At 70.8% G+C, this 25,511-nt stretch carries 29 protein-coding genes; 17 read left to right on the top strand and 12 right to left on the bottom strand.

The features are described from left to right. Nucleotides 1-7: 7 nt before the first annotated feature. Together ACIBQ1_RS25290 and ACIBQ1_RS25285 are read left to right on the top strand one after the other, a co-directional pair. Entirely contained in the window at nt 8-1,960 is a 1,953-nt protein-coding gene (locus tag ACIBQ1_RS25290) for a family 10 glycosylhydrolase (protein ID WP_397281198.1), read from the top strand. A 53-nt stretch (nt 1,961-2,013) separates the two neighbouring features. Then, nucleotides 2,014-3,093 (top strand): sensor histidine kinase, encoded by a 1,080-nt coding sequence (locus tag ACIBQ1_RS25285; protein ID WP_397281196.1) that lies wholly within the window; start codon nt 2,014-2,016, stop codon nt 3,091-3,093. An 8-nt stretch (nt 3,094-3,101) separates the two neighbouring features. Here ACIBQ1_RS25285 and ACIBQ1_RS25280 read toward each other — a convergent pair whose 3' ends face one another. Next, on the bottom strand, nt 3,102-3,479 hold the full coding sequence (locus tag ACIBQ1_RS25280; RefSeq protein ID WP_397281194.1) for a YbaB/EbfC family nucleoid-associated protein: 378 nt from the start codon (nt 3,477-3,479) through the stop codon (nt 3,102-3,104). Between the two features lie 14 nt (nt 3,480-3,493). Then, nucleotides 3,494-3,880 carry a YbaB/EbfC family nucleoid-associated protein gene (locus ACIBQ1_RS25275; RefSeq protein WP_397281192.1) on the bottom strand — a complete coding sequence of 129 codons (387 nt, stop codon included), beginning with the start codon at nt 3,878-3,880 and terminating at the stop codon, nt 3,494-3,496. 140 nt (nt 3,881-4,020) lie between these two features. Between ACIBQ1_RS25275 and ACIBQ1_RS25270 the strand changes: the two genes are divergently transcribed. The 4 genes from ACIBQ1_RS25270 (at nt 4,021) to ACIBQ1_RS25255 (ending at nt 7,213) form a co-directional block, all read left to right on the top strand. Further along, complete coding sequence (locus tag ACIBQ1_RS25270; RefSeq protein ID WP_397281190.1) at nt 4,021-4,341, top strand: hypothetical protein; 321 nt, start codon at nt 4,021-4,023, stop codon at nt 4,339-4,341. Beyond that, nucleotides 4,338-5,285, top strand: a complete 948-nt coding sequence (locus ACIBQ1_RS25265) for a hypothetical protein (protein ID WP_397281188.1) — start codon at nt 4,338-4,340, stop codon at nt 5,283-5,285. Before ACIBQ1_RS25270 ends, ACIBQ1_RS25265 begins: the two co-directional genes overlap by 4 nt. A gap of 6 nt (nt 5,286-5,291) precedes the next feature. Beyond that, the gene (locus tag ACIBQ1_RS25260; RefSeq protein WP_397281187.1) at nt 5,292-5,960 is read left to right on the top strand and encodes a hypothetical protein; all 669 of its coding nucleotides are present in this window, start codon (nt 5,292-5,294) and stop codon (nt 5,958-5,960) included. Nucleotides 5,961-6,073: 113 nt separating this feature from the next. Then, a complete protein-coding gene (locus ACIBQ1_RS25255) occupies nt 6,074-7,213 on the top strand; it encodes a monooxygenase (RefSeq protein WP_397281185.1) in 1,140 nt (379 codons plus the stop codon). 91 nt (nt 7,214-7,304) lie between these two features. Here the strand turns inward: ACIBQ1_RS25255 and ACIBQ1_RS25250 are convergent, their stop codons facing one another. Further along, entirely contained in the window at nt 7,305-8,285 is a 981-nt protein-coding gene (locus tag ACIBQ1_RS25250) for a hypothetical protein (protein WP_397281184.1), read from the bottom strand. 90 nt (nt 8,286-8,375) lie between these two features. Here ACIBQ1_RS25250 and ACIBQ1_RS25245 point away from each other — a divergent pair, with 90 nt between their 5' ends. Genes ACIBQ1_RS25245 through ACIBQ1_RS25230 form a run of 4 tightly spaced genes read left to right on the top strand, consistent with a single transcriptional unit; the run spans nt 8,376 to nt 12,223 of the window. Next, nucleotides 8,376-9,878: a sugar ABC transporter ATP-binding protein gene (locus ACIBQ1_RS25245; protein WP_397281182.1), complete on the top strand. Its 1,503-nt coding sequence runs from the start codon at nt 8,376-8,378 to the stop codon at nt 9,876-9,878. Continuing rightward, nucleotides 9,868-10,833, top strand: coding sequence for an ABC transporter permease (locus tag ACIBQ1_RS25240; RefSeq protein WP_397281180.1), 966 nt, complete (start codon nt 9,868-9,870; stop codon nt 10,831-10,833). Before ACIBQ1_RS25245 ends, ACIBQ1_RS25240 begins: the two co-directional genes overlap by 11 nt. An 11-nt stretch (nt 10,834-10,844) precedes the next feature. After that, nucleotides 10,845-11,750: a substrate-binding domain-containing protein gene (locus ACIBQ1_RS25235; protein WP_397281178.1), complete on the top strand. Its 906-nt coding sequence runs from the start codon at nt 10,845-10,847 to the stop codon at nt 11,748-11,750. Between the two features lie 41 nt (nt 11,751-11,791). After that, nucleotides 11,792-12,223: a hypothetical protein gene (locus ACIBQ1_RS25230; protein WP_397281176.1), complete on the top strand. Its 432-nt coding sequence runs from the start codon at nt 11,792-11,794 to the stop codon at nt 12,221-12,223. A 112-nt stretch (nt 12,224-12,335) separates the two neighbouring features. Here ACIBQ1_RS25230 and ACIBQ1_RS25225 read toward each other — a convergent pair whose 3' ends face one another. The 3 genes from ACIBQ1_RS25225 to ACIBQ1_RS25215 all read right to left on the bottom strand — a co-directional run bounded on the left by ACIBQ1_RS25225 (nt 12,336) and on the right by ACIBQ1_RS25215 (nt 15,935). After that, a complete protein-coding gene (locus ACIBQ1_RS25225; RefSeq protein ID WP_397281174.1) occupies nt 12,336-12,656 on the bottom strand; it encodes a PadR family transcriptional regulator in 321 nt (106 codons plus the stop codon). A gap of 76 nt (nt 12,657-12,732) precedes the next feature. Then, complete coding sequence (locus ACIBQ1_RS25220) at nt 12,733-15,243, bottom strand: glycoside hydrolase family 9 protein (protein ID WP_397281173.1); 2,511 nt, start codon at nt 15,241-15,243, stop codon at nt 12,733-12,735. 98 nt (nt 15,244-15,341) lie between these two features. Then, nucleotides 15,342-15,935: a GNAT family N-acetyltransferase gene (locus ACIBQ1_RS25215; protein ID WP_397281171.1), complete on the bottom strand. Its 594-nt coding sequence runs from the start codon at nt 15,933-15,935 to the stop codon at nt 15,342-15,344. A 374-nt stretch (nt 15,936-16,309) separates the two neighbouring features. Here ACIBQ1_RS25215 and ACIBQ1_RS25210 point away from each other — a divergent pair, with 374 nt between their 5' ends. Next, nucleotides 16,310-17,104 (top strand): N-acetylmuramoyl-L-alanine amidase, encoded by a 795-nt coding sequence (locus ACIBQ1_RS25210; protein ID WP_397281169.1) that lies wholly within the window; start codon nt 16,310-16,312, stop codon nt 17,102-17,104. An 84-nt stretch (nt 17,105-17,188) separates the two neighbouring features. Continuing rightward, on the top strand, nt 17,189-17,653 hold the full coding sequence (locus tag ACIBQ1_RS25205) for a hypothetical protein (protein ID WP_397281167.1): 465 nt from the start codon (nt 17,189-17,191) through the stop codon (nt 17,651-17,653). A 20-nt stretch (nt 17,654-17,673) separates the two neighbouring features. Here the strand turns inward: ACIBQ1_RS25205 and ACIBQ1_RS25200 are convergent, their stop codons facing one another. Together ACIBQ1_RS25200 and ACIBQ1_RS25195 are read right to left on the bottom strand one after the other, a co-directional pair. Further along, entirely contained in the window at nt 17,674-17,910 is a 237-nt protein-coding gene (locus ACIBQ1_RS25200; protein ID WP_397281165.1) for a hypothetical protein, read from the bottom strand. Beyond that, the gene (locus tag ACIBQ1_RS25195) at nt 17,907-18,350 is read right to left on the bottom strand and encodes an ATP-binding protein (RefSeq protein WP_397281163.1); all 444 of its coding nucleotides are present in this window, start codon (nt 18,348-18,350) and stop codon (nt 17,907-17,909) included. Before ACIBQ1_RS25195 ends, ACIBQ1_RS25200 begins: the two co-directional genes overlap by 4 nt. A 175-nt stretch (nt 18,351-18,525) precedes the next feature. Here ACIBQ1_RS25195 and ACIBQ1_RS25190 point away from each other — a divergent pair, with 175 nt between their 5' ends. Further along, complete coding sequence (locus tag ACIBQ1_RS25190) at nt 18,526-19,317, top strand: Scr1 family TA system antitoxin-like transcriptional regulator (protein WP_397281161.1); 792 nt, start codon at nt 18,526-18,528, stop codon at nt 19,315-19,317. Beyond that, a complete protein-coding gene (locus tag ACIBQ1_RS25185; RefSeq protein ID WP_397281159.1) occupies nt 19,304-19,528 on the top strand; it encodes a DUF397 domain-containing protein in 225 nt (74 codons plus the stop codon). Before ACIBQ1_RS25190 ends, ACIBQ1_RS25185 begins: the two co-directional genes overlap by 14 nt. Before the next feature lie 50 nt (nt 19,529-19,578). Here ACIBQ1_RS25185 and ACIBQ1_RS25180 read toward each other — a convergent pair whose 3' ends face one another. Continuing rightward, nucleotides 19,579-20,250, bottom strand: coding sequence for a TetR/AcrR family transcriptional regulator (locus ACIBQ1_RS25180; RefSeq protein WP_397281157.1), 672 nt, complete (start codon nt 20,248-20,250; stop codon nt 19,579-19,581). 103 nt (nt 20,251-20,353) lie between these two features. Here ACIBQ1_RS25180 and ACIBQ1_RS25175 point away from each other — a divergent pair, with 103 nt between their 5' ends. Continuing rightward, nucleotides 20,354-21,454 carry a serine hydrolase domain-containing protein gene (locus ACIBQ1_RS25175; protein WP_397281155.1) on the top strand — a complete coding sequence of 367 codons (1,101 nt, stop codon included), beginning with the start codon at nt 20,354-20,356 and terminating at the stop codon, nt 21,452-21,454. A 38-nt stretch (nt 21,455-21,492) separates the two neighbouring features. On the opposite strand, the gene ACIBQ1_RS25170 is transcribed toward ACIBQ1_RS25175, so the two are convergent. Next, nucleotides 21,493-21,678: a hypothetical protein gene (locus ACIBQ1_RS25170; protein ID WP_394497995.1), complete on the bottom strand. Its 186-nt coding sequence runs from the start codon at nt 21,676-21,678 to the stop codon at nt 21,493-21,495. A gap of 162 nt (nt 21,679-21,840) precedes the next feature. Between ACIBQ1_RS25170 and ACIBQ1_RS25165 the strand changes: the two genes are divergently transcribed. Together ACIBQ1_RS25165 and ACIBQ1_RS25160 are read left to right on the top strand one after the other, a co-directional pair. After that, nucleotides 21,841-22,785: an NAD(P)H-dependent flavin oxidoreductase gene (locus tag ACIBQ1_RS25165; protein ID WP_397281152.1), complete on the top strand. Its 945-nt coding sequence runs from the start codon at nt 21,841-21,843 to the stop codon at nt 22,783-22,785. Between the two features lie 125 nt (nt 22,786-22,910). Continuing rightward, the gene (locus ACIBQ1_RS25160) at nt 22,911-23,729 is read left to right on the top strand and encodes an SAM-dependent methyltransferase (protein WP_397281150.1); all 819 of its coding nucleotides are present in this window, start codon (nt 22,911-22,913) and stop codon (nt 23,727-23,729) included. Here the strand turns inward: ACIBQ1_RS25160 and ACIBQ1_RS25155 are convergent. Both ACIBQ1_RS25155 and ACIBQ1_RS25150 read right to left on the bottom strand, forming a co-directional pair. Further along, complete coding sequence (locus tag ACIBQ1_RS25155) at nt 23,719-24,291, bottom strand: hypothetical protein (protein ID WP_397281148.1); 573 nt, start codon at nt 24,289-24,291, stop codon at nt 23,719-23,721. The genes ACIBQ1_RS25160 and ACIBQ1_RS25155 overlap by 11 nt on opposite strands. Nucleotides 24,292-24,324: 33 nt before the next feature. After that, nucleotides 24,325-25,467 carry an FAD-dependent monooxygenase gene (locus ACIBQ1_RS25150; RefSeq protein WP_397281146.1) on the bottom strand — a complete coding sequence of 381 codons (1,143 nt, stop codon included), beginning with the start codon at nt 25,465-25,467 and terminating at the stop codon, nt 24,325-24,327. Nucleotides 25,468-25,511: the final 44 nt, after the last annotated feature.

Raw genomic sequence — 25,511 nt, 5'->3', positions numbered from 1 at the left:
TCTTTTCGTGATCGCGCTGCGCACCGCCCTCGCGGCCCTCGCCGTACTCTCCCACCTCGTGACCTTCACCTCCTCCGCCGCCGCGGCCGCCGCGGCCGCCTGCACGACCGACCCCGCCACCCCGAAACGCCAGCTCAGGGCCATGTGGATCTCGTCGGTCGCGAACATCGACTGGCCCAGCGCCACCGGGCTGAGCGCGGCGAAGCAGCAGGCCGAGTTCCGGGCGTGGCTGGACCTGGCCGTGCAGAAGCGGATGAACGCCGTGGTCGTGCAGATCAGGCCCACGGCCGACGCGTTCTGGCCGTCTCCGTTCGAGCCGTGGTCGGAGTGGCTGAGCGGCACCCAGGGCGGGAACCCCGGGTACGACCCGCTGGCCTTCATGGTCAACGAGGCGCATGCCCGCAACCTGGAGTTCCACGCGTGGTTCAACCCGTACCGGATCGCGAACCACGCCGACCCGAGCAAGCTCGTGTCCACGCACCCGGCGCGGCAGCACCCCGAGTGGCGCTTCGCGTACGGCGGGAAGCTCTACTACAACCCGGGCATCCCGGCGGTACGCGCCTTCATCCAGGACGCGATCATGGACGCCGTCTCCAAGTACGACGTGGACGGCGTGCACCTCGACGACTACTTCTACCCCTATCCGGTCGACGGCCAGACCATCCCCGACGCGAGCACCTTCGCCCAGCACGGCGGCGGGATCGGCAACATCGCGGACTGGCGGCGCAACAACGTCAACCTGCTCGTGCAGGAGCTGGGCCAGCGCATTCACGCCGCGAAGTCGCACGTGTCGTTCGGGATCAGCCCGTTCGGCATCTGGCGCAACTCCGGGACCGACCCGCTGGGCTCGCGTACGTCCGGGCTGCAGTCGTACGACGCGATCTACGCCGACAGCCGCAAGTGGGTCAAGCAGGGCTGGGTGGACTACATCGCGCCCCAGATCTACTGGCACATCGGCTTCTCCGCCGCCGCCTACGAGGTGCTCACGGCCTGGTGGTCCGACCAGGTGCGGGGCACCGGCGTGCAGCTCGTGGTCGGCCAGGCCGCCTACCGCGCCGGAGCCTCCGGGCAGGACGCCGCCTGGCAGGACCCGGCGGAGCTCAGCGACCACCTGACCGACAACCGGCGGCACCCCGAGGTGGCCGGGGACATCTTCTTCAGCGCGAAGGACGTCAAGGCGGACCGGATCGGGTCGTTCACCCGGGTGATGAACGCCCACTACACCCGGCCCGCGCTGCTGCCCGCCCGCGGCTCGGCGGCGGCGCCGGCGGCGCCCGCGATCACCTCGGCCACCCAGGGCTCGGGCGGCGTCCAGCTCGCGTGGACGGGCTCGGGCACCTCCTACGCGGTGTACCGGGTGAACGGGTCGCAGTCGGCCGCGGACCCGTGCTTCTTCGCCGACGCCCGGAACCTGGTCACGACGACCAGGAAGACGTCGTTCACGGACCCGGCCGCCGCCTCCGGGGCGTTCACCTACTACGTGACCGCGCTCAACCGCACGCACCAGGAGAGCCAGCCCAGCGCGGGCAAGCCCGTGGGGTCGTCCGGCGAGGCGTTCAGCGTCGTGATCGACAACTCGGACGCGGGCTTCACCGCCAGCGCGAACTGGGGCACCTCCGCCTTCTCCGGGCAGCTGCACGGCACCGACTACCGTTTCGCCGACCCGGTCTCGGCCAGCGATCCCGCCTGGTATCAGACGACCATCCCCAGCACCGGTACGTATCGGGTGGAGGTGTGGCATCCGGCCGACTCCGGCTACAACAGCGCGACGCCGTACATCGTGGCCGCCTCCGGCGGGAACCAGACGGTCACCGTGGACCAGCGCACCAGCGGCGGGCAGTGGCGGGTGCTGGGCACGTACACGCTGGCGGCGGGCACGTACAACGTGGTCGGAGTGAGCCGGTGGACCTCGGGGACGGGGTACGTCATCGCCGACGCCGTCCGCATCACCAAGACCTGACCCCGCACGGTCGGAGGCTGGGCAGGGCCGGTGCGTGATCGTACGATGAGCCGGTGGACGGTGTCCGTCCGCGGCCGATCGACGCGGTCGCGGTCCTGGCCGCGGGAGGCTTGACGCTGGCGACCGGCTACACCGGCCCGGTCCTCGTGGTCCTGCTCGCGGCGGCGGTGCCGGTGCTCTGGACGCGCAGGGCGCCGCTCACCGTCGCCTGGGTCAGCGCGGGCACGGCGATCGCCCTGCCCGTGCTCTCCGTGATCTGGCACGTGCCGTTGCCGGACGGCGCGCCGATCTGGCCGCCGACGTGCGCCTTCGCCGCGTACGGCGCGATGGCGTACGCGGCGGGGCGATACCGCGGCATCCAGCGCTGGCTGCCGGTGATCATCCTGGCCCTGGCCGTCCTGTCGCTCCCCGACCGTCTCCCGCTGATCCTGCGCACCGAGACGGCGCTCGCCCTGGCCACCCTGTACGGCATGTACGTGGCTGTCAGGGAGCGCCTGCGCCGCGAGCTGGCGGAGCGGACCCAGCGGGTCGAGCGCGAACGGCTGGCGGGCGAGATGCACGACGTCGTGACCCACCGGGTCAGCCGGATGGTCCTGCAGGCCGGGGTGCTCGCCATGGCGGCGGGAGACGAGCGCGCGCGGGCGGCGGCGGAGGAGATCCGGGCGACGGGGTTCGAGGCGCTGGACGAGCTGCGCCACATGGTGGCGCTGCTGCGGCGCGGCACCGGGGAGGGGTTCGACCTGGGGCTGCCGCTGCCCGACCTGCGGCCGCTGGTCACCGAGTCGGCCTGCGCGGGCGTGCCGGCGGAGCTGGTGGTGGACGGCACGCCGGTGCCTGTCTCGGGCGTGGTGGGGCGGACCGCGTACCTGATGGTCGAGGAGGCCCTCACCAACGTCCGCAAGCACGCGCCCGGGGCGGAGGCGCGGGTGCGGGTGCGCTATCTCCCGGGATCGGTACGGATCGCCGTGCGCAACACCCCCGGCCAGCCGGACGCCTGGGTCGGCGGCGCCGGGCCCGGGATGGGGCTGCTGGACCTGCGACGGCAGGTGGAGCTGGTGGGCGGCACCCTGGAGACCGGGGAGGACCGCGACGGCGGCTTCCGCGTCGAGGCGACGTTCCCCACGCCCGCGTGAACGACGGGTCAGCCCCAGTCGTTCAGCAGGCGCTCGAACTGGGCGTTCGCCTCCGCAGGGTCGTAGCCGGGCAGGGCCTCGCGCATGAAGTCGTGGGTCTGGCGCTGGGCGTCCGCGCACGCCTCGCCCACCGCGGCGAGCGTCTGCTCGGCCAGCTCCTGGCTGCCCAGGCGGGTCGCGCGAGGGCCGTACCGGACGTTCAGGACGCGCCCGTTGACGTCGACCTTCGCCTTGACCTGGCCGGAGGCCGCCTCGCCGGTGCCGACGATCTTGTCGAGCTCCTCCTGGGCGGTTTCGAGCCAGGCCAGCATCCGCTCACCCTGCCGGGTGACCTCGTCCAGGTCCTGTTCCCTGATGTTGGCCGGGTCGTAGGGATGGCGGTACACGCTTGCCTCCGAGCTCAGAGAAGATCGCGGGCCGCCTGCTCGACCCGCTGGCGTACGAACGTCTCGTCGAGGGGTTCGGGCAGGTCCGCTGCCCCCATGGCTCCGTCCGCGATCTCCTGCGCCTTGCGGGCCGCGTCCTCCTGGGCCGCCTGGAGCACGGCGGTCACCTCGCGTCCGAGCGTCGCCTCGTCGAGCCGCAGAACGCGCGGGTCGATGCGCAGGCGGGTCAGGCCGCCCTGGCCGTCGGCGGCCGCCTCCAGCAGCCCGTCCTTGCTCCTGGCCAGGCCTTCCACCTGCCGGATCGCGGCCTGCGCCGTGCGCAGGTCACGGATGACCCGCCGGCCCTGGGCGGCGTACTCCTCCAGGTATTCGGCGTCGTGGTCGGGTGAGGGGAAGGACATGGCGACCTCCGGGTGGTCAGGAGAGCAAACCAGGTCGCCAAGTCTAGACATACACCGACAAGATCATTACTGAGCGATGTAGCTCTCATTAACAGGAAGTGTTGCCCGCGCGGCGATATGCCCCTATATGGTCATTTGACATGACGGGACTTGAGATAGCTCTGGGGGCGGTGGGGCAGGATGCCTCCCGGATCAGGACCCACGGGGAGGACTACGGCGCCTCTCTCGCGCCGATGCACGGACGTGGGGATGGCGTGTCGTCCTGGGGGGACGACGGCCTCTTCGCCGTGTTCACCAGCACGTACGCCGAATCCCGCGCGGTGTCCATGGCCGCGCTCTCCGGGCTCTCCCAGGAGATGAGCGCGACCGGCGAGGGCCTGCAGGCCGTGGTGAAGAACACGGGCGAGACCGAGGCCGCCAACGTCGAGGCCGTGCAGAACCTGGGCCGCACGTGGGTGTGACACTTCCCCCGGAGGCCGCCGGGGTCATGCAGATGCTCGGGCCCTACCCGACCTTCGACGAGGACGACGCCAGGCGGGAGAGCGGCGCCGTGCGCCTGGCCCACGCCAACACGGTCCCCGCCGCGGCGGGGGCCGACTCGTCGGTACGCGCCACGCAGCAGGTCTACCGAGGCGAGTCCGCCACCGCCATGCAGGACCACTGGGAGCGCACGGGGACGCAGAACGGCCACGTCGCCCAGGCCAACGCCGCGCTGAAGCTGGCTCCCGCGGTGCTCGAAGGCGCCGCGGGGGTGGTGTCGGCGGTGAAGGTCGCGGCGGGCACCCAGGCGATCTACACCTCGGTCGAGCTGACCAGGCTGCTGGCGTTCGGCGGGGCGCTGGGAGTGACCGCCGCCACCGCGCGCGTGCTCATGCGCCGCAAGGTCGTCGGGAAGATCCTGCGCGAGGGCAGCGAGGGCACCGGCAAGGTCATCGCCCCCATCGTGCGCCGCCGCATCACCGATCCCATGCGCCGCGTCCTCGACGACCTGCGCCGTCCCGGAGGTCCGGGCGGGCCGCGTCCGGCGCTCGCGGGCGCCGGCGGCCGTACCGTCCCCTTACGGCCGGGCACGTCGGGCCCCCGTTCCGTCCAGGACGGCATGGCCCAGATGGCCCGCGGCGGGAGGAAGGGCGGCGGGGGGCGCGGTGGTGGTGGCGGTGGCGGTCGCAGCAGCTGGCGCGACAACAACGGAAGAAAACTCCACGGACCGGTCCCCAACAACACGCAAGGCATGACGCCGGAGCAGGCGCGAGAGCTGGAGGGGAAGCTGACGGAGAGCCTCGGCGAACGGAAGCTGGAGCGGAGCTGGTTCGGCGGCAAGTCCGACCCAGGGCACGAGGCGAGGATCGAACAGGAAGAGAAGGCACTGGACATGGTCAAGAACTTCCTGAAGAGGAATAAGTAACAGCCGATGCAGACGCAAGCAGGCGACGACCTGATCCAGCGCATCCGCGCGCATTCGCACGCCGACGACGTCGTCGGCCCGGCGGCCAACGACCTGCTGAGCGAGTTGTACGAGGGATACCCCGTCGGGAACCTCGCCGGGCTCCTCCACAGCGGCGACGACTCGGCCGTGCGGACGGCGACCTGGCTGCTGTCGGAGCTGGGAGAGCTCGCCGCCCCGATGATGGACGAGATCCCCGCACTGCTCGCCCACCCGTCCGCCCAGGTGCGGTTCTATGCGGTCGAAGTCGTCCTGGTCAACGGCGAGGCCCGGCACGGCCCGACCATCGCACAGGTCATCAACCTGAGCACGGACTACGACACCGGCGTCCGCTGGCGGGTTCTCGGGTTCCTGGCTGCCGCCTCGACGGACCAACTGGTGGCCGGGGCGGCGAATCTGGCGGCCGGTCCGGTCAAGGAACTGGCCGAGTGGCTGATCCGCCTGGACTTCGAGGAGCCCGACCCGCGCGAGGTCCTCGCCCGGCTCGAAGGGCCCGACCCGACGGCCCGGCTCTTCGCCGCGGCGGCCGCCGGGCGCCTGTCCGAGGAGGACACGGGCCTACTTGAGCACGCGGTCAACGCGGAGGACGAGGAGATCCGTACGTTCGCCCAGAGTTGGCTGAGCGGGTCGGACTGAGCCTGTCCCGTCCCAGGGGAGACCTGGGTCGGATGCCGGGGTCCTCCCAGGGAACGATCGGAAGAGTCCTGTGGAAGGATGCCCGGAGCCGCTTCGCGGGCGAGTGTTGACATATGAATCGACTCGCCCGGACGGCCGCGCTCCTTCTCGCGGTCGTCCTGCTCGCCTCGTGCGGGGCCGGGGGCACTGTCACCCCGGCCAGTCAGGCCGGTCATACCGGACACGCCGCCAAGGCCACGGCGGCGGCGGCCCCGCTGCGGGCCGGTGAACGGTTCGTCAACCTCACGATGGCGGAGCCGTACACGCCGAACCCGCCCAACGGAGGCACGGACGACTACCGCTGCTTCCTCATCGACCCCAAGCTGGCGGGCAAGGTGTACCTGACCGGCACCCAGTTCCAGCCCCAGAACCTCGACCTCGTCCACCACGCGATCTTCTTCAGGATCGCCCCCGAGCACGCCGCCCAGGCGCGCGCCATCGACGAGCGCACCCCCGGCCAGGGCTGGACGTGCTTCGGCGACGACGGCGTCGGCGACTCCTCGTGGGTGGCGCACTGGGCCCCCGGCACCAGCGAGACGCTGCTCAACCCCAAGTACGGCTACGAGCTGCCGCCGGGCAGCCGGCTCGTCATGCAGGTCCACTACAACCTGCTGGGCGTGGAGGGCAAGCCGGGCACCGACCGCTCGGGCATCCGCCTCCGCGTGACGGACCGGACCCTGCAGCCCTTGGAGACCGCCCTGTTCCAGGCCCCGGTCGAGCTGCCCTGCACGCCGAAGGAGTCGGGACCGCTCTGCGACCGGGCCGCCGCGGTCAAGGACGTCGGCGCCAGGTTCGGCGAGGAGCTCACGAAACAGGTGGCGATCCTCGGCAAGTACTGCGGCCCGACCAAGCCGGGGCCGACCCAGCACTGCGACATGCCCGTCGAGGGCGCCGCCACGGTTCAGGCCATGGCGGGTCACATGCACCTGCTCGGCCGCTCCATCAAGGTCGAGCTCAACCCCGGCACCGCGAAGGCCCAGACGCTCCTGGACGTGCCCGAGTACAACTTCGACGACCAGGCGCTGCGGGTCCTGCCCAAGCCCGTCACGGTCAGGCGGGGCGACGTCGTACGGGTGACGTGCACGCACGACGCGGGCCTGCGCGCCCAGCTGCCCCAGTTGCAGAAGCTGCCGCCCCGGTACGTGGTGTGGGGCGACGGGACCAGCGACGAGATGTGCCTGGGCATCGCCATCGTGACGCCCGGCGCCGCGTGACCTTCCCTTGCCGAGGCGGCGAGCAGGGGGAGAACGAAGCGCCTCGCCGCCCCCCGCTGCCGGGTTCGCCCCGGCGGCGGGGATATACCCCTCAGACGCTGACGGGGCCCTGCTCCTCCCACCGCGTGAGCACCGCCCGATGCCTGGTCTGCCGGCCGGTGCCCGGGTCGATCGCGAAGTCGCCGAACAGGGTGGCCGTCTCCAGGCCGGCGGCGGCCGACCACAGCTCTTCCCGCCCGGTGCCACCTGCCCGGACGGCGCAGTGCGTCGCGATGATCGCGGCGGCGACCCCCTGGACGGCGAGGTAGTTCGGCGGCACGCCGGTCCTCCTCTCGTAGGCGGCGACGAACTCCGCCTCGGAGACCCCGAGGGCCACCTCGCCCCCGCCACCGGGGAACCACTGGCCGACGCCGTAGATCCCGATCGGATCGCCGACGGACGCGCCGAACTCCCGCACCCCCGCGGCCACGGCGCAGACGACCCGCGGGCGGTGGGCCCGCCTGACCACCTCGACGTCCTCGTCGAAGGAACCGGCGCAGAAGAGATTCCAGGAGTCGTCCACCAGGCCGCCGAGGACCACCGGGATGCCCACCTCGTGCGCGGCCCGCGCGGCGCCCTCCGCGACCTGCAGGGCGAAGCGCCCCTTGCCGCACACGATCCGGAGCGGGCTGAGGTCGCCGCTCTCCGCGAGATGGCGGACGAACGGCTCGGCGTACCGGCCGGCCGGCGTCTGGACGGAGACGACGTAGCCGGGGTTGGCCGCCTGCACGTCGTCCCCCGAACCGCCGTGGTTCCAGATCAGCCGGTCGAGCGCCGCGCCGATGCGCCCCGCCCGCCTCATGAGCTGCGTCGAGTACGGCCCCAGCAGGAGGTCGCACTGCCCGGCCAGCCGGGGGAGCACGACGTCCAGGGAGCCGGGCTCGCTGTGGTCGTCCTCGACGACCAGCTCCACGGACGGGTCGAGGGACTGCCACACTTCCAGGCCGATCCGGACCTGCCCGCCGAAACGGGCGTGCTTCCCGGACAGGGAAGCGGGCACCCCGATGCGGAGCCGCGAGGCGTGGGACGTCATCCCATCCTCACTCCCCAGCCAGCGGGACAATAACCCTGACCTGGGCTTTCAGTGGGTTCGGCGGCCTCGTGAGCGGATAGGGACCACCACGTGAACGAGGAGATTCTCAAGGCCGAGGGGCTGCGCAAGACCTTCCCCGGCGTGGTCGCCCTCGACGGCGTGGACCTGAGCCTGCGCACCGGCGAGGTGCACGTCCTGCTGGGCGAGAACGGCGCGGGCAAGAGCACGCTGATCAAGATTCTCTCGGGCGCCTACCACCCCGACGCGGGCCGCGTCCTGATGGACGGCCACCCGGTGCGCCTCCGCACCGCGGGCGACGCGCGGCGGCTGGGGATCTCCACCATCTACCAGGAGTTCAACCTGGTCCCTCAGCTCTCGGTCGCCGAGAACCTCGCGCTCGGCCGCCCGCCGCGCAGGTTCGGGTTCGTGGCCACCGGGCGCATGGAGCGGCAGGCCCAGGGCCTCCTGGACCGGGTCGGTGTGGACGCGCACCCGCGCACGCCGGTCGCCGGGCTGGGCATCGCGCGCATGCAGATGATCGAGATCGCGAAGGCGCTGGCCCTGGACGCCCGGGTGCTGATCATGGACGAGCCCACGGCCGTGCTCACCACCGGCGAGGTCGCCCGGCTGTTCACGATCGTGCGGCAGCTCCGCGACGAGGGCGTGGCGGTCGTGTTCATCACCCATCACCTGGAGGAGATAGCCGAGCTCGGTGACCGGGTGACCGTGCTGCGCGACGGCAGGTCCGTGGCCCAGGTGCCCGCGGACACCGGCAGGGACGAGCTGGTCGCCCTCATGGTCGGGCGTCCCGTCGATCAGCAGTACCCGCGGCGGCCGGCCAGGCGGGGCGATCCGCTGCTCAAGGTGTCCGGGCTGACCCGCGGGGGCGCGTTCCGCGACGTGTCGTTCGAGGTGCGGGCCGGCGAGGTGGTCGGGATGGCCGGGCTCGTGGGCGCGGGCCGCACGGAGGTGGCGCGGGCGGTGTTCGGGGCCGACCGCTACGACGCGGGCGAGGTCACCGTGCGGGGGACGCGGCTGCCGCCCGGCGACGTGCCCGCCGCCATGGAGGCGGGGCTCGGCCTCGTCCCCGAGGACCGCAAGGGCCAGGGCCTGGTGCTGCGGGCGGACGTCGCCGAGAACCTCAGCCTGGTCACCATGCGCGAGGCCACCAGGGCGGGGTTCGTGGAGCGTTCCAGGCTGCGCTCGGCCGCCGCGAAGGCGGCCGAGCGGCTCGGCGTCCGGATGACCGGGCTGGACCAGGAGGTCCGCACGCTCTCCGGGGGCAACCAGCAGAAGGTGGTCATCGGCAAGTGGCTGGCGGCGGACGCGCGCGTGCTCATCCTCGACGAGCCCACGCGCGGCATCGACGTCGGCGCCAAGGTCGAGATCTACGAGCTCGTCAACGAGCTGACGGCGGCGGGGGACGCGGTGCTGATGATCTCCAGCGACCTGCCGGAGGTCCTCGGGATGAGCGATCGGATCCTGGTCATGGCGCGGGGCCGGCTCGTCGGCGAGCTGCGCGCGGCCGGGGCCACGCAGGACGACGTGATGAGCCTGGCCGTGGCTGAGGTGGAGGGTCCTCGTGCGGAGTGACGTGCTCCTGGGCCGCCGGTCGCCGGTGGCCGCGTGGTTCGCCGAGAACGGCGCGCTGGCGGCGCTCGTGGTGCTGGTCGTGGCGCTGTCGCTGCTGTCTCCCGACTTCCTGAGCGTGACGAACCTGCTCAACGTCGGCGTCCAGGCCGCCGTCACCGCGATCCTGGCGTTCGGGCAGACGTTCGTGATCGTGACGAGCGGCATCGACCTGTCCGTGGGCTCGGTCGCCGCGCTCTCCGCGATCGTCCTGGCCTGGACCGCCACCGTCGCCGGCCTCCCGTGGCCGCTGGCCACGCTGGTGTCCCTGGCGGTCGGGGTGACGTGCGGGCTGGTCAGCGCGGTCCTGATCGCGTACGGCAAGCTGCCGCCGTTCATCGCCACGCTGGCCATGCTCGGCATCGCCCGTGGCCTGGCCCTGGTCATCTCGGAGGGCAGCCCGATCCCGATGCCGGACGCCGTCTCGCACCTGGGCGACACGATCGGCGGTTTCCTGCCGGTCCCGGTGATCGTGATGGTGGTCATGGGGGTGATCGCGGCCGTGATACTCAACCGCACGTACGCGGGCCGCGCCATGTACGCCATCGGCGGCAACGAGGAGGCCGCCCGCCTGTCGGGCATCCGGGTCTCCCGGCAGAAGATCGTCACGTACGCGCTGGCCGGCGGCTTCGCGGCGGTGGCCGGGATCGTCCTGGCCAGCCGCCTGGCCTCCGCGCAGCCTCAGGCGGCGGCCGGCTACGAGCTCGACGCCATCGCGGCCGTCGTGATCGGCGGCGCCAGCCTGTCCGGAGGGAAGGGGCGGGCGCTCGGCACGTTCGTCGGCGCGCTGATCCTGGCCGTCCTGCGCAACGGCCTGAACCTGCTGTCGGTCTCGGCGTTCTGGCAGCAGGTCGTGATCGGCGTGGTCATCGCGCTGGCGGTGCTCGTCGACACCCTGCGGCGCAGGGCGACCACCTAGGGGGAAAGATCATGCGGATGCTCATCGCGGGTGCCGCGCTCGCCTGCCTGACCGCGTGCGGCGGCGGGGGAGACGCGGGCGACGTCAAGATCGGCATGTCGGTGTCGACGCTGAACAACCCGTACTTCGTGCGTTTCCGGGACGGCGCGCAGGCCGAGGCGAAGAAGCTGGGCGTCACGCTGACCGTCACCGACGCCCAGAACGACGCCTCGCAGCAGGTGAACCAGGTCCAGAACTTCACCAGCCAGAACATGAAGGCGATCATCATCAACCCGGTCGACTCCGACGCGGCCGCCCCCGCGGTCAAGGCGGCCGACCGGTTCGCCATCCCGGTGATCGCCGCCGACCGCGGCGTCAACGGCGCGGCGGTGGCCCAGACCGTGGCCTCCGACAACGTGGCCGGCGGCCGGCTCGCCGCCCAGGAGCTGGCCAGGCTGCTCGGCGAGAAGGGGAACGTGGCCGTGCTCCAGGGCGTGCCGGGCACCTCCGCCGCGCGCGACCGCGGCAAGGGGTTCGCCGAGGGCGTCGCGGCGTACCCGAACATCAAGGTCGTGGCGCGGCAGCCGGCGGACTTCGACCGGACCAGGGGCCTGGACGTCATGACGAACCTGATCCAGTCGCACCCCGACCTCGCCGGCGTGTTCGCCGAGAACGACGAGATGGCCCTGGGCGCGATCAAGGCCCTGGGGGCCCGGGCCGGGCGGCAGGTCAAGGTGGTCGGGTTCGACGGCACGCCCGACGCGATCAAGGCGGTGCGGGCCGGCACGCTCTCCGCCACCGTCGCCCAGCAGCCCGGGCTGCTGGGGCAGGAGGCGGTGGACGCCGCCGTGAAGGCCGCCAAGGGGGAGCGCGTCCCGAAGACGGTGGCCATCCCCGTGAAAGCGGCCACCAAGGAGAACGCCGACCAGTTCGGCTGAGCCGTTCGGCGCTGCCATACGTCAAAGTAGGTGTGAAGAAGATGTGGCGAATCGTGCTCGTGCCGGTGCTCCTGCCGGCCCTGACCGTGCCCGCGGCCGTGCCCCCGGTCTCGGCTGCGGCGCAGGCGGCCGTCGCGCCGAAGAAGGTGCTGGTCGAATACTGGAAACAGGGCGGGTTCGCGGGGCTGAACGACCATGTGATCGTCTACGGCAACGGCTGCGTGCGGCTCAGCCGCCGTACGGGGCCGACCGTCGACAAGTGCCTCACCGGCAAGGAGGAGCGCAAGCTGCGCACGTACCTCAAGAGCCTCAAGCTCGGGCGGTCCGAGGGCAACCCGCCGGGGGCGGACTTCCTCAAGTACACGCTTGTTTATAAGAAGCATAGCGTCAGCCGCTACACGCTCCCGCCGAGCTGGCAGCCGGTCGTGCAGCACCTCGACAAGATCATGGTGAAGTACTGGGCCCCGGACTGAGCCGGGTCTCCATCAAGTGGGCCGTGCGCCGCGCGATACTGCCTCGGGTACGCCAGCAGCAGCCGGCGGTAGCGCCGTTCGAGCGAGGTCATGGGCCGGGGTGCGGTAGCGGTCATGTGATGGGGCGCAGCACGAGCGCGGCGGCCTCGTGCATGCGCCTGGCCTCGGCCTCGACGAGAGTGCGTCCCTCGTCGGTGATCCGGAAGTAGCGGCGGTTGCGGCCGTTGACCGTCTCCTCCCGGTCCACGGCGATCACGCCCCGCTCGTTCAGGCGCTCCAGGATGCCGTAGAGGGTGCCGACCGACGGCTGGACCCGGCCACCCGACAGCTCCTTGATCGACTTGCTGATCGCGTGGCCGTGCAGCGGGCCGGCGCGTAGGGCTGCGAGCACGAAGAACATCGGCTCGCTCACTTCTGAGGTTCCCCTGGGCATGGCCCAGATTATTCCGTTCAACGGAGCGTCCGCAACGCCCGGCGGCCCCCGTGCTGGGACCGCCGGGCGGGCGGGGTCACCCGCAGCGGTCGCCGTTCAGGTGGAAGACCTCGGGGGACGGGTTGGGGCCCGAGGGGTTCGTGGCCACGAAGCCGAACGTCGCGGATCTGCCCGGCTTGATCCGGCCGGAACTCCTGGCCGTCACCACCGAACCGGACTGCGACAGTTGCGCGCCCCAGTCCTGCCGGACGCGCTGGCCGCCCAGGAAGGACCAGCGCAGGGTCCAGCCGTCCATGGTCTGCCCGCCGGTGTTCTCGATCGCGATCTGGCCGGTGAACGTGCCCGAGCCGTGCGCCGTGTAGCGCACCCGGCAGCCGGTCCGCCCGCTCTTGTCGGCCAGGAACGAGGAGACCCAGGCCAGCGGGGAGTTCCAGTTGATGGTCAGCTCGTTCGTCGCCCACGACTCGATGTCGTCGATGTAGCAGAACTGCGGCTTGCAGCCCTTCAGCAGTCGCTGCGCGAGCGGGTCCTGGATGCCCGAATTGGGGCCGCCGGACAGCGTGCCGCGCGGCGGGTTGGGCAGCGCCGGGTCGAGCTGGTGGGCGTACCAGCGGCTGTGCTGGTTGTGCGAGGCCACCTCGCCGTAGCCGGTCACGTACGACTGGTTGAGCGCGTTGCGGCCGAGGAGGTAGTCCATGCCCTCGCGCACGGCCGAGCGGTACTTCTCGTGGCCCGTCAGGTCGTACGCGGTGGCCAGGACGACCAGGTTGTTCAGCACCAGGTTGTTCGAGCCCCAGTCGAAGTCCGGCGGGTCGTACGGCAGCCCGTACGGGTGCGCCCGCTGGATCGCCAGATACTTCTCGGCCCCTTCGACCACGGACTGTCGCACCCGAGCCCGGCCGGGAAGGGCGTTGGGCACCGTGGCCAGGTCGAGGCGGCCGAGCTGGGCGGTGTTGCCCCAGTCGAAGCCCCGGTCACGCCAGATGTCGCCGGTGTGGTGCGGCGAGGCCAGCACGAAGTCCCTGAACTCCCGCTCGCCCGTCGTGATGAACAGCTCCGCCGCCGCCCAGTAGAACTCGTCGCTCACGTCGCCGTCGTTGTAGGCGCCGCCGCCGGTGCCGTCGTTCGGGTCGGCGTACCTGGCCGGGTTGTCCTTGGCCGCCGCCCACGCCCTGCGCGCGGCCTTGAGGTTCCTGGCCGCGAACGCCGGGTCGTACGGCGCGAACAGCCTGGCCGCCTGGGCCGCCGTGGCGGCGAGGTTGAGCGTGGCGGCCGTGGAGGTGGGGTGCAGCTCGCGCGGCTGCGGGTCCAGGTGCGGCAGCAGCGGCAGGCCCGTCCAGTTCCGGTCGTGGATCTTGTGGTGGGCCATGCCCGCGAACGGCTTGCCCTCCGGCACCTGCATGCTCAGCAGGAACTCCTGCTCCCAGCGGGCCTCGTCCAGGATGTCCGGCCGGCCGTTGCCGCTCTCCGGGATGGCGAGCTGGCCGTCCTTGAAGGCCGCCTTGTCCCGTTCGTACGCGGCCATGAGCTGGTAGACCGAGATGCCGCCGTTGACGACGTACTTGCCGTGGTCGCCGGCGTCGTACCAGCCGCCCTTGACGTCGAGCGAGTAGTCGCAGACGCCGGGCTGGCACGGGACGCTCACGTCGCCCTGGTTCGGCGCGACGCCGGCGTGCCCGGCGGGCCGGGCGTAGCCGGGCCTGAGGCTGTCGAGGATCTCGATGCCGCTGCGCTGGGTGTAGTAGAACTTCAGCGCGTCCGTGGGGAGCCGGTCGTAGATGTCCGCGGCGAGGTCGAAGGGCCGGCTCGTCTCGCCGTCGGCCGTCAGCGTGTACCCCGTGCCGGGCTCGCGGTAGGAGCCGAAGTCGAGCGTGTGCACGTTCTGGCCGGAGCTGGCGTCCACGCCTCTGGGGGTGGTCCTGCCCTTGGCGACCGTCTGCTTGTCGGCGTTCCTGAGCTCCCAGTCCAGGGCCGTGGTCGCGGCGGTGACCACGGTGGCCTTCTTGGGGCCCTGGGGGAGGTAGCCGACCATGTTCACGCGGACGCGCGGGCCCGTGTCCGGCTCGTACACCTCGGGCTCCGCGCCGCCCTTGAGCGACACCTCGTCCATGCAGAACCTCCATGGCTCGGCGCTGCCGCCCAGCTGGAAGACGACCTGGGAGTTCGGCAGCGAAACGGGGGCGGTGAACGTGTAGGAGTAGTCGCCGCCCGAGACGCTCAGCTCGGGGTTCGCCGACAGATACTGCGTCCACGGGTCCACCGGGAGCTGGATCAGCGCCTTGCCGACCTTGGCGGGGACCGCCGAGGCGCTGAACCGGTACGCGTACGTCTCGCCCGCTACCAGCGCGATGTCGTTCTGGCCGATGATCACGTCCCACGGGTTGGCGGTGCCGCCGGGGATGTCGGCGCAGAGCCGGCCCGCGTCTATGGCGAGGGTGGTGTTGCCGGTGCTCCACCAGGGGGCGGTGCCGGCGTCGAAGGTGCCGTTCACGATCTGCTCGGGTCCCTCGTCCGCCAGCGCGGTCGTGGCGGGGGACAGGGCGACCATGGTGAGGAGGGCCAGTAAGGCGGCCCGGCTTCGGGTCATGGAGGTCCTTCGGGGGGTGGGAGCGCTCCCAATCGGGGCTCTCCGATCCTCCTTTCTCGTCGCCGTCCCGTCAACGGCCTGCGGAAACTGTGAAACTTTCAGGCGGGGCGACGCATCGGCCAGAACAGGGTCCCGTCCGGCAGCGCGAACGGCTCGCCCTGCCGGTAGCCGTGGCGCGCGTACAGGTCGCGGTTGCGCGGGTCGCTGGCCTCCAGGTACGCGGGCACGCCGCTCAGCCGGGCGTGGTGGTAGCGCAGCAGCGCCGACCCGAGCCCCTCGTTCTGGCGGTCCGGGTGGACCGCCAGAAAGGCCAGATGGTGGTACGGCTCCACCGGATGGTTCGCCTCGAACAACTCGTCGACCACGCGGAAGCGCTCGGCCCACTCGCCCGTGGTCTCGGCCAGGCGGCGGTCGTAGTCGGGCGGCCCGGGCAGCGGCGCGGTGCGCGGGAACCAGACCGCGACCGCGGGCCCGTCGTCGATGAGGTGGATCTCTCCGTGCTCGACGGCGTGGTCGACCAGGATCCGGAAGTTGGCCGTCATGACCCGGTGCCGCTCCCTGCGCTCCGGCACGAGGTAGTGCGCCACCCTCAGCCCGGAGAACGCGGTCGCGATGAGCTCCGCCACCCGCCCCGCGTCGTCCGCGGTCGCATGGCGGATGACCGGCCGCATCGCCCACGTCTGCTGTTTCATCGCCCAGGCCCCTCTCGTCTCGTCACACGCCGTCCTGGGCGGTCGCCGCCTTGGCGCCCATCCCGACCAGGGATCAAACGGCAGGTTGTCCGGCACGCAGGATGAACGCCCATATCACCCCAATTACCGCAGCTACCCCGTAAACACCGGGCAGAATCCACGTCAGCGGATCACCCTGGGGTACGTTGAGCGGCGCTGCGAAGTTCGTCACGGCCGGCGCGAGCGCGGTTGCGACCACCTGGCGCGCGAACGTCTACCCGCCCGGCTCTCTGGCGAAGGAATCCCTGGCTCCGGGGTAAAGCCTCGCTGCGACACGAAGACGCAGGTCAAACGGGTCTTGGGTTTGCCGTGCGGCACCCGGTACGGTCGGGATCATGAGGGCGTACCGGACCGGATTCGTGGCGGTCGTCACGCTGGCCGCGCTGACCACCGCGTGCGGCACCGCCGTGCCCGTCTCGCAGGAGGTGGCGCTGCCCGCGAAGCCATCCGCCGGCCGGTCGCAGGGCGGCGGCGCGCTCGCGGGCAAGATCGTGGTGATCGACCCCGGCCACAACGGCGGCAACGCCGCGCACCCCGCCGAGATCAACCGGCCGGTCGACATCATCACCGGCAAGAAGCCCTGCAACACGACCGGCACGCAGACGAACGCCGGATTCCCCGAGCATGCCTTCACCTGGGACGTCGCCAACCGGCTCAAGCCGATCCTGGAGAAGATGGGCGCCAAGGTCGTGCTCACCAGGCCCGACGACAAGGGCGTCGGCCCGTGCATCACCGAGCGGGCCGCCATCGGCAACGAGGCCAGGGCGGACGCGGTCCTGTCGATCCACGGCGACGGCGCCACGCCGAGCGGGCACGGCTTCCACGTGATCCTGCCGGGGCTGGTCTCCGGGCACAACGACCAGATCGTCAAGCCGTCCCAGCGCCTCGGGGTGGACATCAGGAACGCCTACCGGGACGGCACGGGCCTGCCGTACGCCGACTACACCGGCGTGGACGGCCTGCAGACCCGCACCGATCTGGGCGGGCTCAACCTCTCGGTGCGGCCCGCGGTGTTCATCGAGTGCGGCAACATGCGCAACCGCGGCGACGCGGCCAAGATGTCCAGTCCGGGCTTCCGCGAGCGCATGGCCGTCGCCCTGGCCGCCGGGCTCAGGAAGTTCCTGAGCTAGTACTACTCCAGTGACACAGTGAACTTCTTGATCGGACGCGCTCTCTAATCCGGTGTTCGATCTATGAAGGGAACCCACGTGTTCATGTCCGCGAAGACGATCGTCGCCGCGTCCCTCCTTGCCGCCGGAACGCTCGCCACCGCCGCGCCCGCGCAGGCGGCCACCGAGACGCCGCAGAGCGTCTGCGGCAACGGTTTCCGCGTGGTGAAGGACGGCGTCCGGACGATCAAGGACAGGCAGGGCGTCGAGCTCGGCAAGGTCTTCCTGCTCTACAACAGGAGGACCGGCTACAACTGCGCAGTGACGTTCCGGACCCTGTTCGACACGGACCACGCCAAAGCCCGGATGAGCGCCACGCTGACCATCCAGACCACCACTCCTCCGCTGACCTCCTCCGGGACGACCTTGGGCGTCTACAGCAGGCACACCAAGCCGGTGAAGTTGTTCGCGCGCGGCCTGTGCGTCAAGTACTCGGGCACCATCCAGAGCGTTGCCCCCGCCTGGGCGGGGAAGGGCGGTCGCGACAAGTGGGGTAACTGCGGCAGGTAACCCGGTTCGGGGCGATGTGCTCACACCGCCCCGAACGACCGGCGGTGAGCCGGCTCCCCAGCGAGCGTCTTGCGAGGGGCAGCACGACTGCCGCGCGTTTCCTCCTCCAGATGCTCGAACAACTCCGGCAGGGTCGCGCCGCAGCGTACGTTGGACAGTGGGCTGTGCTCGGGCACCAGAACGGTGCGGATGGCGATGTAGCCGCCTCCGGCGCCTTCGATGATCTCCCAACCGGGAAATCTCCCGGTCGCCGTCACGGCATGCTCGCTGAGATGTCGGCCCACACGACGCGATGGCCCTCCTCGGTGACGTGCGTGCCGCATCTGGCGCTCAGCCGGGTCACGATGCCGAGGCCGCGACCCGACTCCTCCATGGGGCACAACTGGCGAGGGACGAAGCATGGCTCCGGTTCTGGAGTGCCTGGGTCGATCACCTCAAGGCGGACGAAGCCGTCGCCGAAGCCCAGCCGGACCTTGACCCAGTCGCGCCGCCTGCCGCCCGGGACGTGCTGGATGACGTTGGCCACCAGTTCGGAGACGATCTGGAGCGCGTCGGAGCGGACCGATGGAGGGCTGTCGGTTAGCCAAAGCCCGGTCGCCTGCCGCGCCTGCCACGACGTCTTGTCGTTGCGGCGCAGCGTCGTATCGCGCCATAGGACGACATCGGCGAGCTCTGCTGATGTGATTCTTGCCCGCACAAAATCACCGCCTTTGTTCTGTTGCGCCGATATTTGGCTCGGACAACAGGCTGAGCATGTGTCTGGAAGCACTCCCCAGAGTGCCGCCGCAGGGCTATCTTGTAATCGGTACGTCACGGTCCGTGGTCGGACAGACGCGCTGGCGCTTGTCCGGGGTCCTGCAAAGGGGCGTGGCATGGCAGAGGTGTACGGCGAGACACTGAAGAAGGCCCGGAACGCGGCGGGCCTGTCGCAAACGGCGCTCGGCGAGCTGCTCTGTTGCAGCGAGAGCCTGGTCGGGCTGATCGAGCGGGGTAAGCGGAGGCCGAGCAAGAAGTTCACCCTGGCGGCCGAGGCGGTCCTGGGGCTGAACGGGGAACTCTTCGGGCTCCTGCCCAACACAACCGTCATGTCCACTCCGAAGTGGTTCAGCGAGTGGCCGAAGGTGGAGGAAAGGGCACACACCATCCGAACCTGGCAACCGCTCGTGGTCCCAGGGCTCCTCCAGACGGCTCGCTACGCGCGGGCCATGCTTTCTGTCGCACCAAGGGCCACCGAGCAGTGGGTCGAAGAAGCCGTCGAGACGCGGCTTCGGCGACAGTCGGTGTTCGAGCGCGAGGATCCACCCATGTACTGGGCCCTGCTCGACGAATGCGTGCTCCTTCGGCCGGTTGGCGGAAAGGACGTGATGCGCGAGCAGTTGGAGCATTTGCTGAAAATGGCCGAGCGGCCCAACATCTCGTTCCAGATCGTGCCCCTGGAAGTGGGCGCCACGGCAGGTGTGCTCGGAGGCTTCGCCCTCGCCCAGGGGTGCGACATGCAGGACCACGTCTACCTCGAAGACGCCGTGCAGGGTGCCGTATCCGCTCGCGAGGAGATGGTAAGGGGCGTTAACGTCATATACGACGCAATCCACAAATGGGCACATCCCATGCACGTGAGCCAGCGACTAGTACGTGAGGTGGCAGCGAAGTATGAAGATCAGTGACGAGTTGCGCGCCGAGTTGGAGGCCGCGCAGTGGACAAAGTCCACGCTCTCCGGCCCGAACGGAGGGGACTGCCTCTATGCCGCCAAGCTCAGCGGCGACCGATACGCGATCCGGGATTCCGAGCAGCCCGACGTCCCTCCAGTGATCGTACGCGGAGGTGTCTTCCGCGCCTTCGTGGGCGGCGCGAAACTCGGAGAATTCGACTTCTGACCAACCCGCGCAAAGAGACCTCTGCGGTCGCAGAGGTCTCTTTTGGTTGGTTACGCCTGCGCGGCTGACCGGCGGGCTCGGGAAGTACCTGAGCTGGCAGCCCCGTACGCACGCAGGAACGCCGCGACGGCGGCCTCGGAGAGCCGTTCGAGGTCGGCCTCCGTGTAGTGGTCGCCGCCGCCCCAGAACATGACCTTGTTCACCGGGATCCACAGCAGCAGGCCCACGAAGTGCTGGGCGGCCAGCTCGGGGTCGTCCAGGCGGAGCAGGCCGCGGTCGGCGAGACGCCCGAAGGCGGCGGCCAGGGTCTCCAGCGAGCGCTCGAAGCCCTGCTGGTACCAGGTGCGGCCGAGGTCGGGGAAGCGGTCGGCCTCGGCTATCACCAGCCGGCGCAGGCGGAGCACGTCGGGCCGCATGAGCGCGCCGAGGAACTGCCGGGCCAGCTCGCCGAGGTCCTTCTCCAGGTCCTCGCTGTCGTCGAGCGCCGCGGTGATGAGCCTGGCCAGCCCCTCGACCTGGGTCGTCGTGTCGAGGATGATGCTCGTGAACAGCTGCTCCTTGTCGGTGAAGTGCTTGTAGACGGTCTGCTTCGAGACCGCCGCCAGCGCCGCCACCTCGTCCATGCTCGCGCCCACGTAGCCGTTGCGCAGGAACACCGGCCGGGCCGCCTCCATGATCTGCCTGCGCTTGCGTGCCGTGCGGCCGTCCTCTTCCGGTGCCATGACCATCCCTTCGCCTTCCGACGGAATCAGAGTACTAGACAGTTCCGTACTTAGGCGAGTACGGTACCGTCTAGTTCTTACGACGAAAAGGGATAAACTGATCATGGGTGATCTTCAGCAGCGGGTGCAGGAAGCCGCCGACAGGCTCGTCGAGTCGGGCGAGGAGCGCGGGCTCCAGGTGGCCGTCTACCGGGACGGCGTTCAGATCGTGGATGTGGTGGCAGGCGTGGCCGACCCGGCGACCGGGCGGGCCGTCACGTCCGACACGCCCTTCTACAACTACTCGATCGGCAAGGGCGCCACCGCGACCGTCGCTCATGTGCTGGCCGAGCGGGGCCTGTTCGGTTATGACACGCCGGTGGCGGAGCTGTGGCCGGAGTTCGGGCGGCATGGCAAGCAGGGGGTGACCGTGCGCCACGTGCTGTCGCACACGGCGGGCGTGCCGGGGGTGCCGCTCGACACCACGCCGGAGGACGTCTGCGACTGGGACAAGATGGTCGCCGCGCTGGAGGACGCCGAGCTGTGGTGGGAGCCGGGCACGAAGGTGGGCTACCACGCGTACACGTTCGGGTTCCTGGTCGGCGAGATCGTCCGGCGGGTCACCGGCAAGCCCATCTCGCAGGTGCTGCTGGAGGACGTGGCGGGCCCGCTGGGCGTGGCCGGCGAGCTCTACTTCGGGATGCCGGCGACGGAGCACCACCGGCTGGCCAGGCTGGAGGACGCGCCGGCGGACCCGTCGGCGTGGGGCGAGCTGCCGGCGGACCTGCCGATGTTCAAGGCGGGGCCGATGACGCTGATGCCGACCGCCGAGCTGGGCAACCGCGGCGACTACCTGTCCTCCGACATCCCCGCGGGCGGCAAGACCTCGGCCCGGGCCATCGCGCGGATGTACGCCGCGCTGCTCGGCGAGGTGGACGGGACGCGGCTGATCTCGCCCGACCGGCTGCGCGAGGTGACGGCGGTGGCCTCCAGCGGGGTCGACGAGGTGTTCGGCATGCCGACGACCTGGGGGCTCGGGTACGGCATCGGGGGTCCGGGCTCGACCGCCGAGGCGAGCCCGACGGTGTTCGGGGTGCCGGGGGCTGGCGGCAGCGCGGCCTGGGCCGACACGGCGACCGGCACCGCGTTCGCGCTCACCAAGAACCGCCTGACCAACGACTTTGCGGCCGTGAGCCTGATCGGCAGCATCGTGACCGACGCCTAGCGCGCCTGGTGCGCCTCGCCCGGCGTGCTCGGCCCCGGTCAGCCGTCGCGGCAGAGGGGCTTGCCTCCGACCACGCAGGCGATGTCGTCGAGCTGGCAGCTGAGCAGGGTGCCGTCCATGCCGAGCACGAGCACGAGGTCGCGCCTGGACGGATGAGCCAGCATGATCCTGCCGACGACGCCATTATCCAAGATCACGGTCGGGCGGCCTGCCGCGTTGTCCATGCCCTCGTGACTCCTCTCCGCTGCGGAACGAAAGCCGTTCCCCACCAGGATGCACAGGTGTGTGCCGTGAGCGCATCGGTCATCCGGTTGTATTTCCGGAACGAAGGTCGCAATGGCCGTGTAAGACTGGTCCCAACAGGGGTTTTCCAGGGGGAGATGACCTTGCGCACATGGCTTACTGAACGGTTCGGCCTGGGGGTGCCCGTGGTGGGCGCGCCGATGGCGGGGGTGGGCGGGGGCCGGCTGGCCGCCGCCGTCTCCGAGGCGGGCGCGCTCGGCATGATCGGGGTCGCCGCCGCGGCCACGGGGGAGTGGATCGCCAAGGAGGCCGCCGTCGCGGGCGGCGGTCCGTACGGGGTCGGGCTCATGGCCTGGGCGCTGCCCGGCAATCCGGCCCAGTTCGACGCCGTGCTGGAGCTCCGGCCCACGATCGTCTCCGTGAGCTTCGGGCCGTACGAGCGGTATGTGGAGCAGCTCCGGCGGGCGGGCATCACGGTCGTCACCCAGGCGGGCACCACCGACGAGGCCCGCGCCGCCGAGCAGGCCGGGGTGGACGCGGTCGTGGCGCGCGGATCTGAGGCCGGCGGTCACGGGCGCGACGCGGTCGGCACGCTGCCGCTGCTGGAGAGTGTGCTCGACGCGGTGAGCGTCCCGGTGCTCGCGGCGGGCGGCATCTCGACCGCGCGCGGGCTCGCCGCCGTGCTGGCCGCCGGCGCCGCCGGGGCCTGGGTGGGCACGGCCTTCATGGGGTGCGCGGAGACGTCCCTCTCGGAGGCGGCCAAGGAGCGGTTGCTGGCGGCCGGGGAGACGGGCACCGCGTACGGGCGGGTCTTCGACATCGCCCAGCGGCTGGACTGGCCGGCCGAGTTCGGCGGGCGGGCCCTGCGCAACGCGTTCTTCGACGAGTGGGCCGGGCGGGAGGACGAGCTGGCCGCCGACGACGACGCCCCTGCCCGGCAGGCGGCGGCGCGTTCCGAAGGGGACTTCGACACGGCCTGCATCTACGCGGGGCAGGCCGTGGGGATGGTGCGCGAGCGGCGCGCGGCGGCCGACGTGGTCGCCGGCTTCGCCGCCGCCGAGGGGCTCCTGGCCCGCTTCGGCAGGTAGGCGAGAACCTGTTCTGTTCGGTTTGCCGATCTTGTTGAAGGGGGCTGGTCAATCTTCCGTGTGACGTGCGGGAGCGCCGAGTAGTATGGCGTTCGAGTCGTACGCGCGGAAGGAGACGGCCCCCGGTGTCCGAGCTAGAACGCGTTCCGCCCGGAGTGGACCCGACGGTTCCCAGCTCGGCGCGGATATACGACTATCTGCTCGGAGGCAAGGACCACGTCGCGATCGACCGGGCGGTGGCGGACAAGCTCCTCGCGGTCGCCCCGGACACCCGTCTGGTGGCCAGGGCAAACCGCAGGTTCCAGATCGAGGCCGTCCGCCATCTGGCGGAGCGGGGCCTGCGGCAGTTCCTCGACCTGGGCACCGGCATCCCGACCTCGCCCAGCATCCACGAGACCGCCCGCTCGGTGAGCCCGGCCTGCCGCGTGGTCTATGTGGACTACGACCCGGTGGTGCGGCTGCACGCCCAGGTGCTGCTCGCCGACTCGCCGGGCGTCGCCAGCATCCAGGCCGATCTGCGCCGCCCCTACGACGTGCTCGCCGACCCCAGCGTCACCGGCCTGATCGACTTCGACCAGCCGGTGTGCGTGCTGATGGTCGGGGTGCTGCACTACGTGATGGACGAGGAGGACCCGTCCGGCATCGTGGCCGCCTTCAGGAAGCGCATGGTGCCGGGCAGTTACCTGGTGGCCTCCCACGCGATGATGGAGAGCGCCCCCGAGGCCATCGCGCAGCTCATGATGGCGACGGCCGGCACCCCCGCGCAGGCGCAGTTCAGGACGCGGGATGAGGTGCTGCGGTTGTTCGACGGGTTCGAGCTGATCGGGCCGGGCCTGGTGCCCGTTCAGGACTGGCGCATCGGCGACGACGAGCCCGACATTCCCCTTCTGGACGGCACCCCGCAGCTGCGCATCGAGGGCGGGGTCGGCCTGTTCAGAGCTTGATGCCCTGGATGATCTTCGACAGTTCGGGGACGAGGGGCGTGCTGGCCATCACGGTGACGACGACGCCCTTGCGCTCGACCCAGCCCGCGTAGCGACCGGCGCCCAGCGCGCCGTCGCCCTCCTGGGTGAGCACCTGACGGCCGCCGATCTTCACGGTCTCGGTGTCGCCGGAGAACGTCCCCATGTTGAACGGCCCGTTCTTGAGCTGCGCCAACTTGCTCGCCTTCGGCCAGCACACGACCCTGACCCACAGCGACCGCTGCTTGTCGTCCGCGTTGGCGCGGTCGTCCCCCCACTGGTAGCCGTACTCGGTGATGCCGTTGTGCTTGTTGACGACGACGCCGCCGTACGTGAAGCCCTTGGGGATGTGGTTGACGCGGACCCCCTTGATGGCGGTGGCGCCCCGGGCCGGCTTGTCGACCTTGCTGTCGTTCGACCGCTTCACCTCCGCCTTGGTCGGGACGGGGCAGGCGGGGCCCTGCGCGGCCTGGGCGGGAAGCGCGATCAGGGCCGCGGCGACGGGCAGCACGGACAGGGCGGCAAACCGGTGAATGTTCTTCATGTCGGGGTTGGATGACGCTGGTGTGAAAAAGGTTCAGTACTCCTTCAGCGTGATGTTGGTCGCGAACTTGTCGGTCATCTTCATCATCAAACCGAGCAGCAAGCTGGACTTGAACAGCCGGTTCCGCATCCGGATCCCTCTCGGGGTGCGGGGGGCGAGGAAGGGGCCCGAGTTGCCGTTCTTGGCGATCTTGGCATATCCGCGCATCTGCTCCTCGTACTGCGCGAAGGCCACACGGTGATCGCCGCCGGCCCGCTTGAGCTCGCCCGCGAGCACGTACGCGCCGACCACGGCCAGGCCGGTGCCGAAGCCGGCCAGCGTGTTGCCGTACGCGGCGTCGCCGAGCAGCACCACGCGGCCCTGGCTGTAGCGGTCGATGAGGACCTGGCTGATCGAGTCGAGATAGACGTCCTCGGAGCGGCGCATCGCCTCCATGAGCGCCGGGCCCTGCCAGCCCATGCCCGCATAGGCGCGGGCCAGGAGCTCCTTCTGCTGCCGCATGTCGTACCGGTCGTAGTCGAGGCGGTCGGAGGCGAAGACGAAGAACGCGGGCGCCTTCGGCCCGCCGACGGCGGCCATCCTGCCGGGCTCGTTGTACATCTTCGCGACCGGGCCGAAGTCGCCCTCGACGTCGACCAGGGCGTAGTGGTAGCCGAGGTGTTTCACGTGGTCGGCCTCGGGGCCGAAGGCGAGGCGGCGGACGTTGGAGTGGATGCCGTCCGCCCCCACTACCAGGTCGAACGTGCGCGGGGCGGAGCGTTCGAAGGTGACGTGGACGCCGCTGGGGGTCTCGGTGAGCGAGGTGATCGAGTCGCCGAAGACGTACTCGCAGCTCGCGGCGGTCTTCTCGTAGAAGACCCGGGACAGGTCGCCGCGCCTGATCTCGATCTCGCCGCCGGTGAACTCGCCGGGTATGACCGTCAGCTTGTGGCCGTCCGCGTCGACGATCACCTGGTCGGTGCCGCCGGTCTGGAGCGCCTGGATGTCCTTGAGCACCCCCATGCGGGTCAGGACGGTGCGGTGGGTCTCGCCCTTGAAGTCGACGGCCTGGCCGCCGAGGCGGAGCGAGGGGGCCTTCTCGACGACGGTGACGTTGAAGCCGTAGCGGGCGAGCTGGAGGGCGAGGGCGGGGCCGCCGATGCTGGCGCCGGAGATGAGGACGTTGGTGTTCTTCATGTCCGTCAGCTTCGTGAGCGCCGCTGACAGCCGGGCGACCACCG

Origin of the sequence: Nonomuraea sp. NPDC050153 (assembly GCF_044460125.1) — a bacterium.
In the GTDB taxonomy this organism is placed as follows: domain Bacteria; phylum Actinomycetota; class Actinomycetes; order Streptosporangiales; family Streptosporangiaceae; genus Nonomuraea.
Note: the sequence above shows the minus strand (reverse complement) of the source record. Positions and strands in the feature narration are given on the sequence as shown.

What these genes read in the sequence shown, in the direction of transcription:
- ACIBQ1_RS25220 (WP_397281173.1), bottom strand. Translation starts at nt 15,243, where the DNA reads ATGACCCGAAGCCGGGCCGCCTTACTGGCCCTCCTCACCATGGTCGCC.
- ACIBQ1_RS25250 (WP_397281184.1), bottom strand. Translation starts at nt 8,285, where the DNA reads ATGACGTCCCACGCCTCGCGGCTCCGCATCGGGGTGCCCGCTTCCCTG.
- ACIBQ1_RS25210 (WP_397281169.1), top strand. Translation starts at nt 16,310, where the DNA reads ATGAGGGCGTACCGGACCGGATTCGTGGCGGTCGTCACGCTGGCCGCG.
- ACIBQ1_RS25185 (WP_397281159.1), top strand. Translation starts at nt 19,304, where the DNA reads ATGAAGATCAGTGACGAGTTGCGCGCCGAGTTGGAGGCCGCGCAGTGG.
- ACIBQ1_RS25275 (WP_397281192.1), bottom strand. Translation starts at nt 3,880, where the DNA reads ATGTCCTTCCCCTCACCCGACCACGACGCCGAATACCTGGAGGAGTAC.
- ACIBQ1_RS25225 (WP_397281174.1), bottom strand. Translation starts at nt 12,656, where the DNA reads ATGCCCAGGGGAACCTCAGAAGTGAGCGAGCCGATGTTCTTCGTGCTC.
- ACIBQ1_RS25180 (WP_397281157.1), bottom strand. Translation starts at nt 20,250, where the DNA reads ATGGCACCGGAAGAGGACGGCCGCACGGCACGCAAGCGCAGGCAGATC.
- ACIBQ1_RS25260 (WP_397281187.1), top strand. Translation starts at nt 5,292, where the DNA reads ATGCAGACGCAAGCAGGCGACGACCTGATCCAGCGCATCCGCGCGCAT.
- ACIBQ1_RS25155 (WP_397281148.1), bottom strand. Translation starts at nt 24,291, where the DNA reads ATGAAGAACATTCACCGGTTTGCCGCCCTGTCCGTGCTGCCCGTCGCC.
- ACIBQ1_RS25170 (WP_394497995.1), bottom strand. Translation starts at nt 21,678, where the DNA reads ATGGACAACGCGGCAGGCCGCCCGACCGTGATCTTGGATAATGGCGTC.
- ACIBQ1_RS25175 (WP_397281155.1), top strand. Translation starts at nt 20,354, where the DNA reads ATGGGTGATCTTCAGCAGCGGGTGCAGGAAGCCGCCGACAGGCTCGTC.
- ACIBQ1_RS25230 (WP_397281176.1), top strand. Translation starts at nt 11,792, where the DNA reads ATGTGGCGAATCGTGCTCGTGCCGGTGCTCCTGCCGGCCCTGACCGTG.
- ACIBQ1_RS25270 (WP_397281190.1), top strand. Translation starts at nt 4,021, where the DNA reads ATGACGGGACTTGAGATAGCTCTGGGGGCGGTGGGGCAGGATGCCTCC.
- ACIBQ1_RS25205 (WP_397281167.1), top strand. Translation starts at nt 17,189, where the DNA reads ATGTCCGCGAAGACGATCGTCGCCGCGTCCCTCCTTGCCGCCGGAACG.
- ACIBQ1_RS25255 (WP_397281185.1), top strand. Translation starts at nt 6,074, where the DNA reads ATGAATCGACTCGCCCGGACGGCCGCGCTCCTTCTCGCGGTCGTCCTG.
- ACIBQ1_RS25190 (WP_397281161.1), top strand. Translation starts at nt 18,526, where the DNA reads ATGGCAGAGGTGTACGGCGAGACACTGAAGAAGGCCCGGAACGCGGCG.
- ACIBQ1_RS25215 (WP_397281171.1), bottom strand. Translation starts at nt 15,935, where the DNA reads ATGAAACAGCAGACGTGGGCGATGCGGCCGGTCATCCGCCATGCGACC.
- ACIBQ1_RS25150 (WP_397281146.1), bottom strand. Translation starts at nt 25,467, where the DNA reads ATGAAGAACACCAACGTCCTCATCTCCGGCGCCAGCATCGGCGGCCCC.
- ACIBQ1_RS25235 (WP_397281178.1), top strand. Translation starts at nt 10,845, where the DNA reads ATGCGGATGCTCATCGCGGGTGCCGCGCTCGCCTGCCTGACCGCGTGC.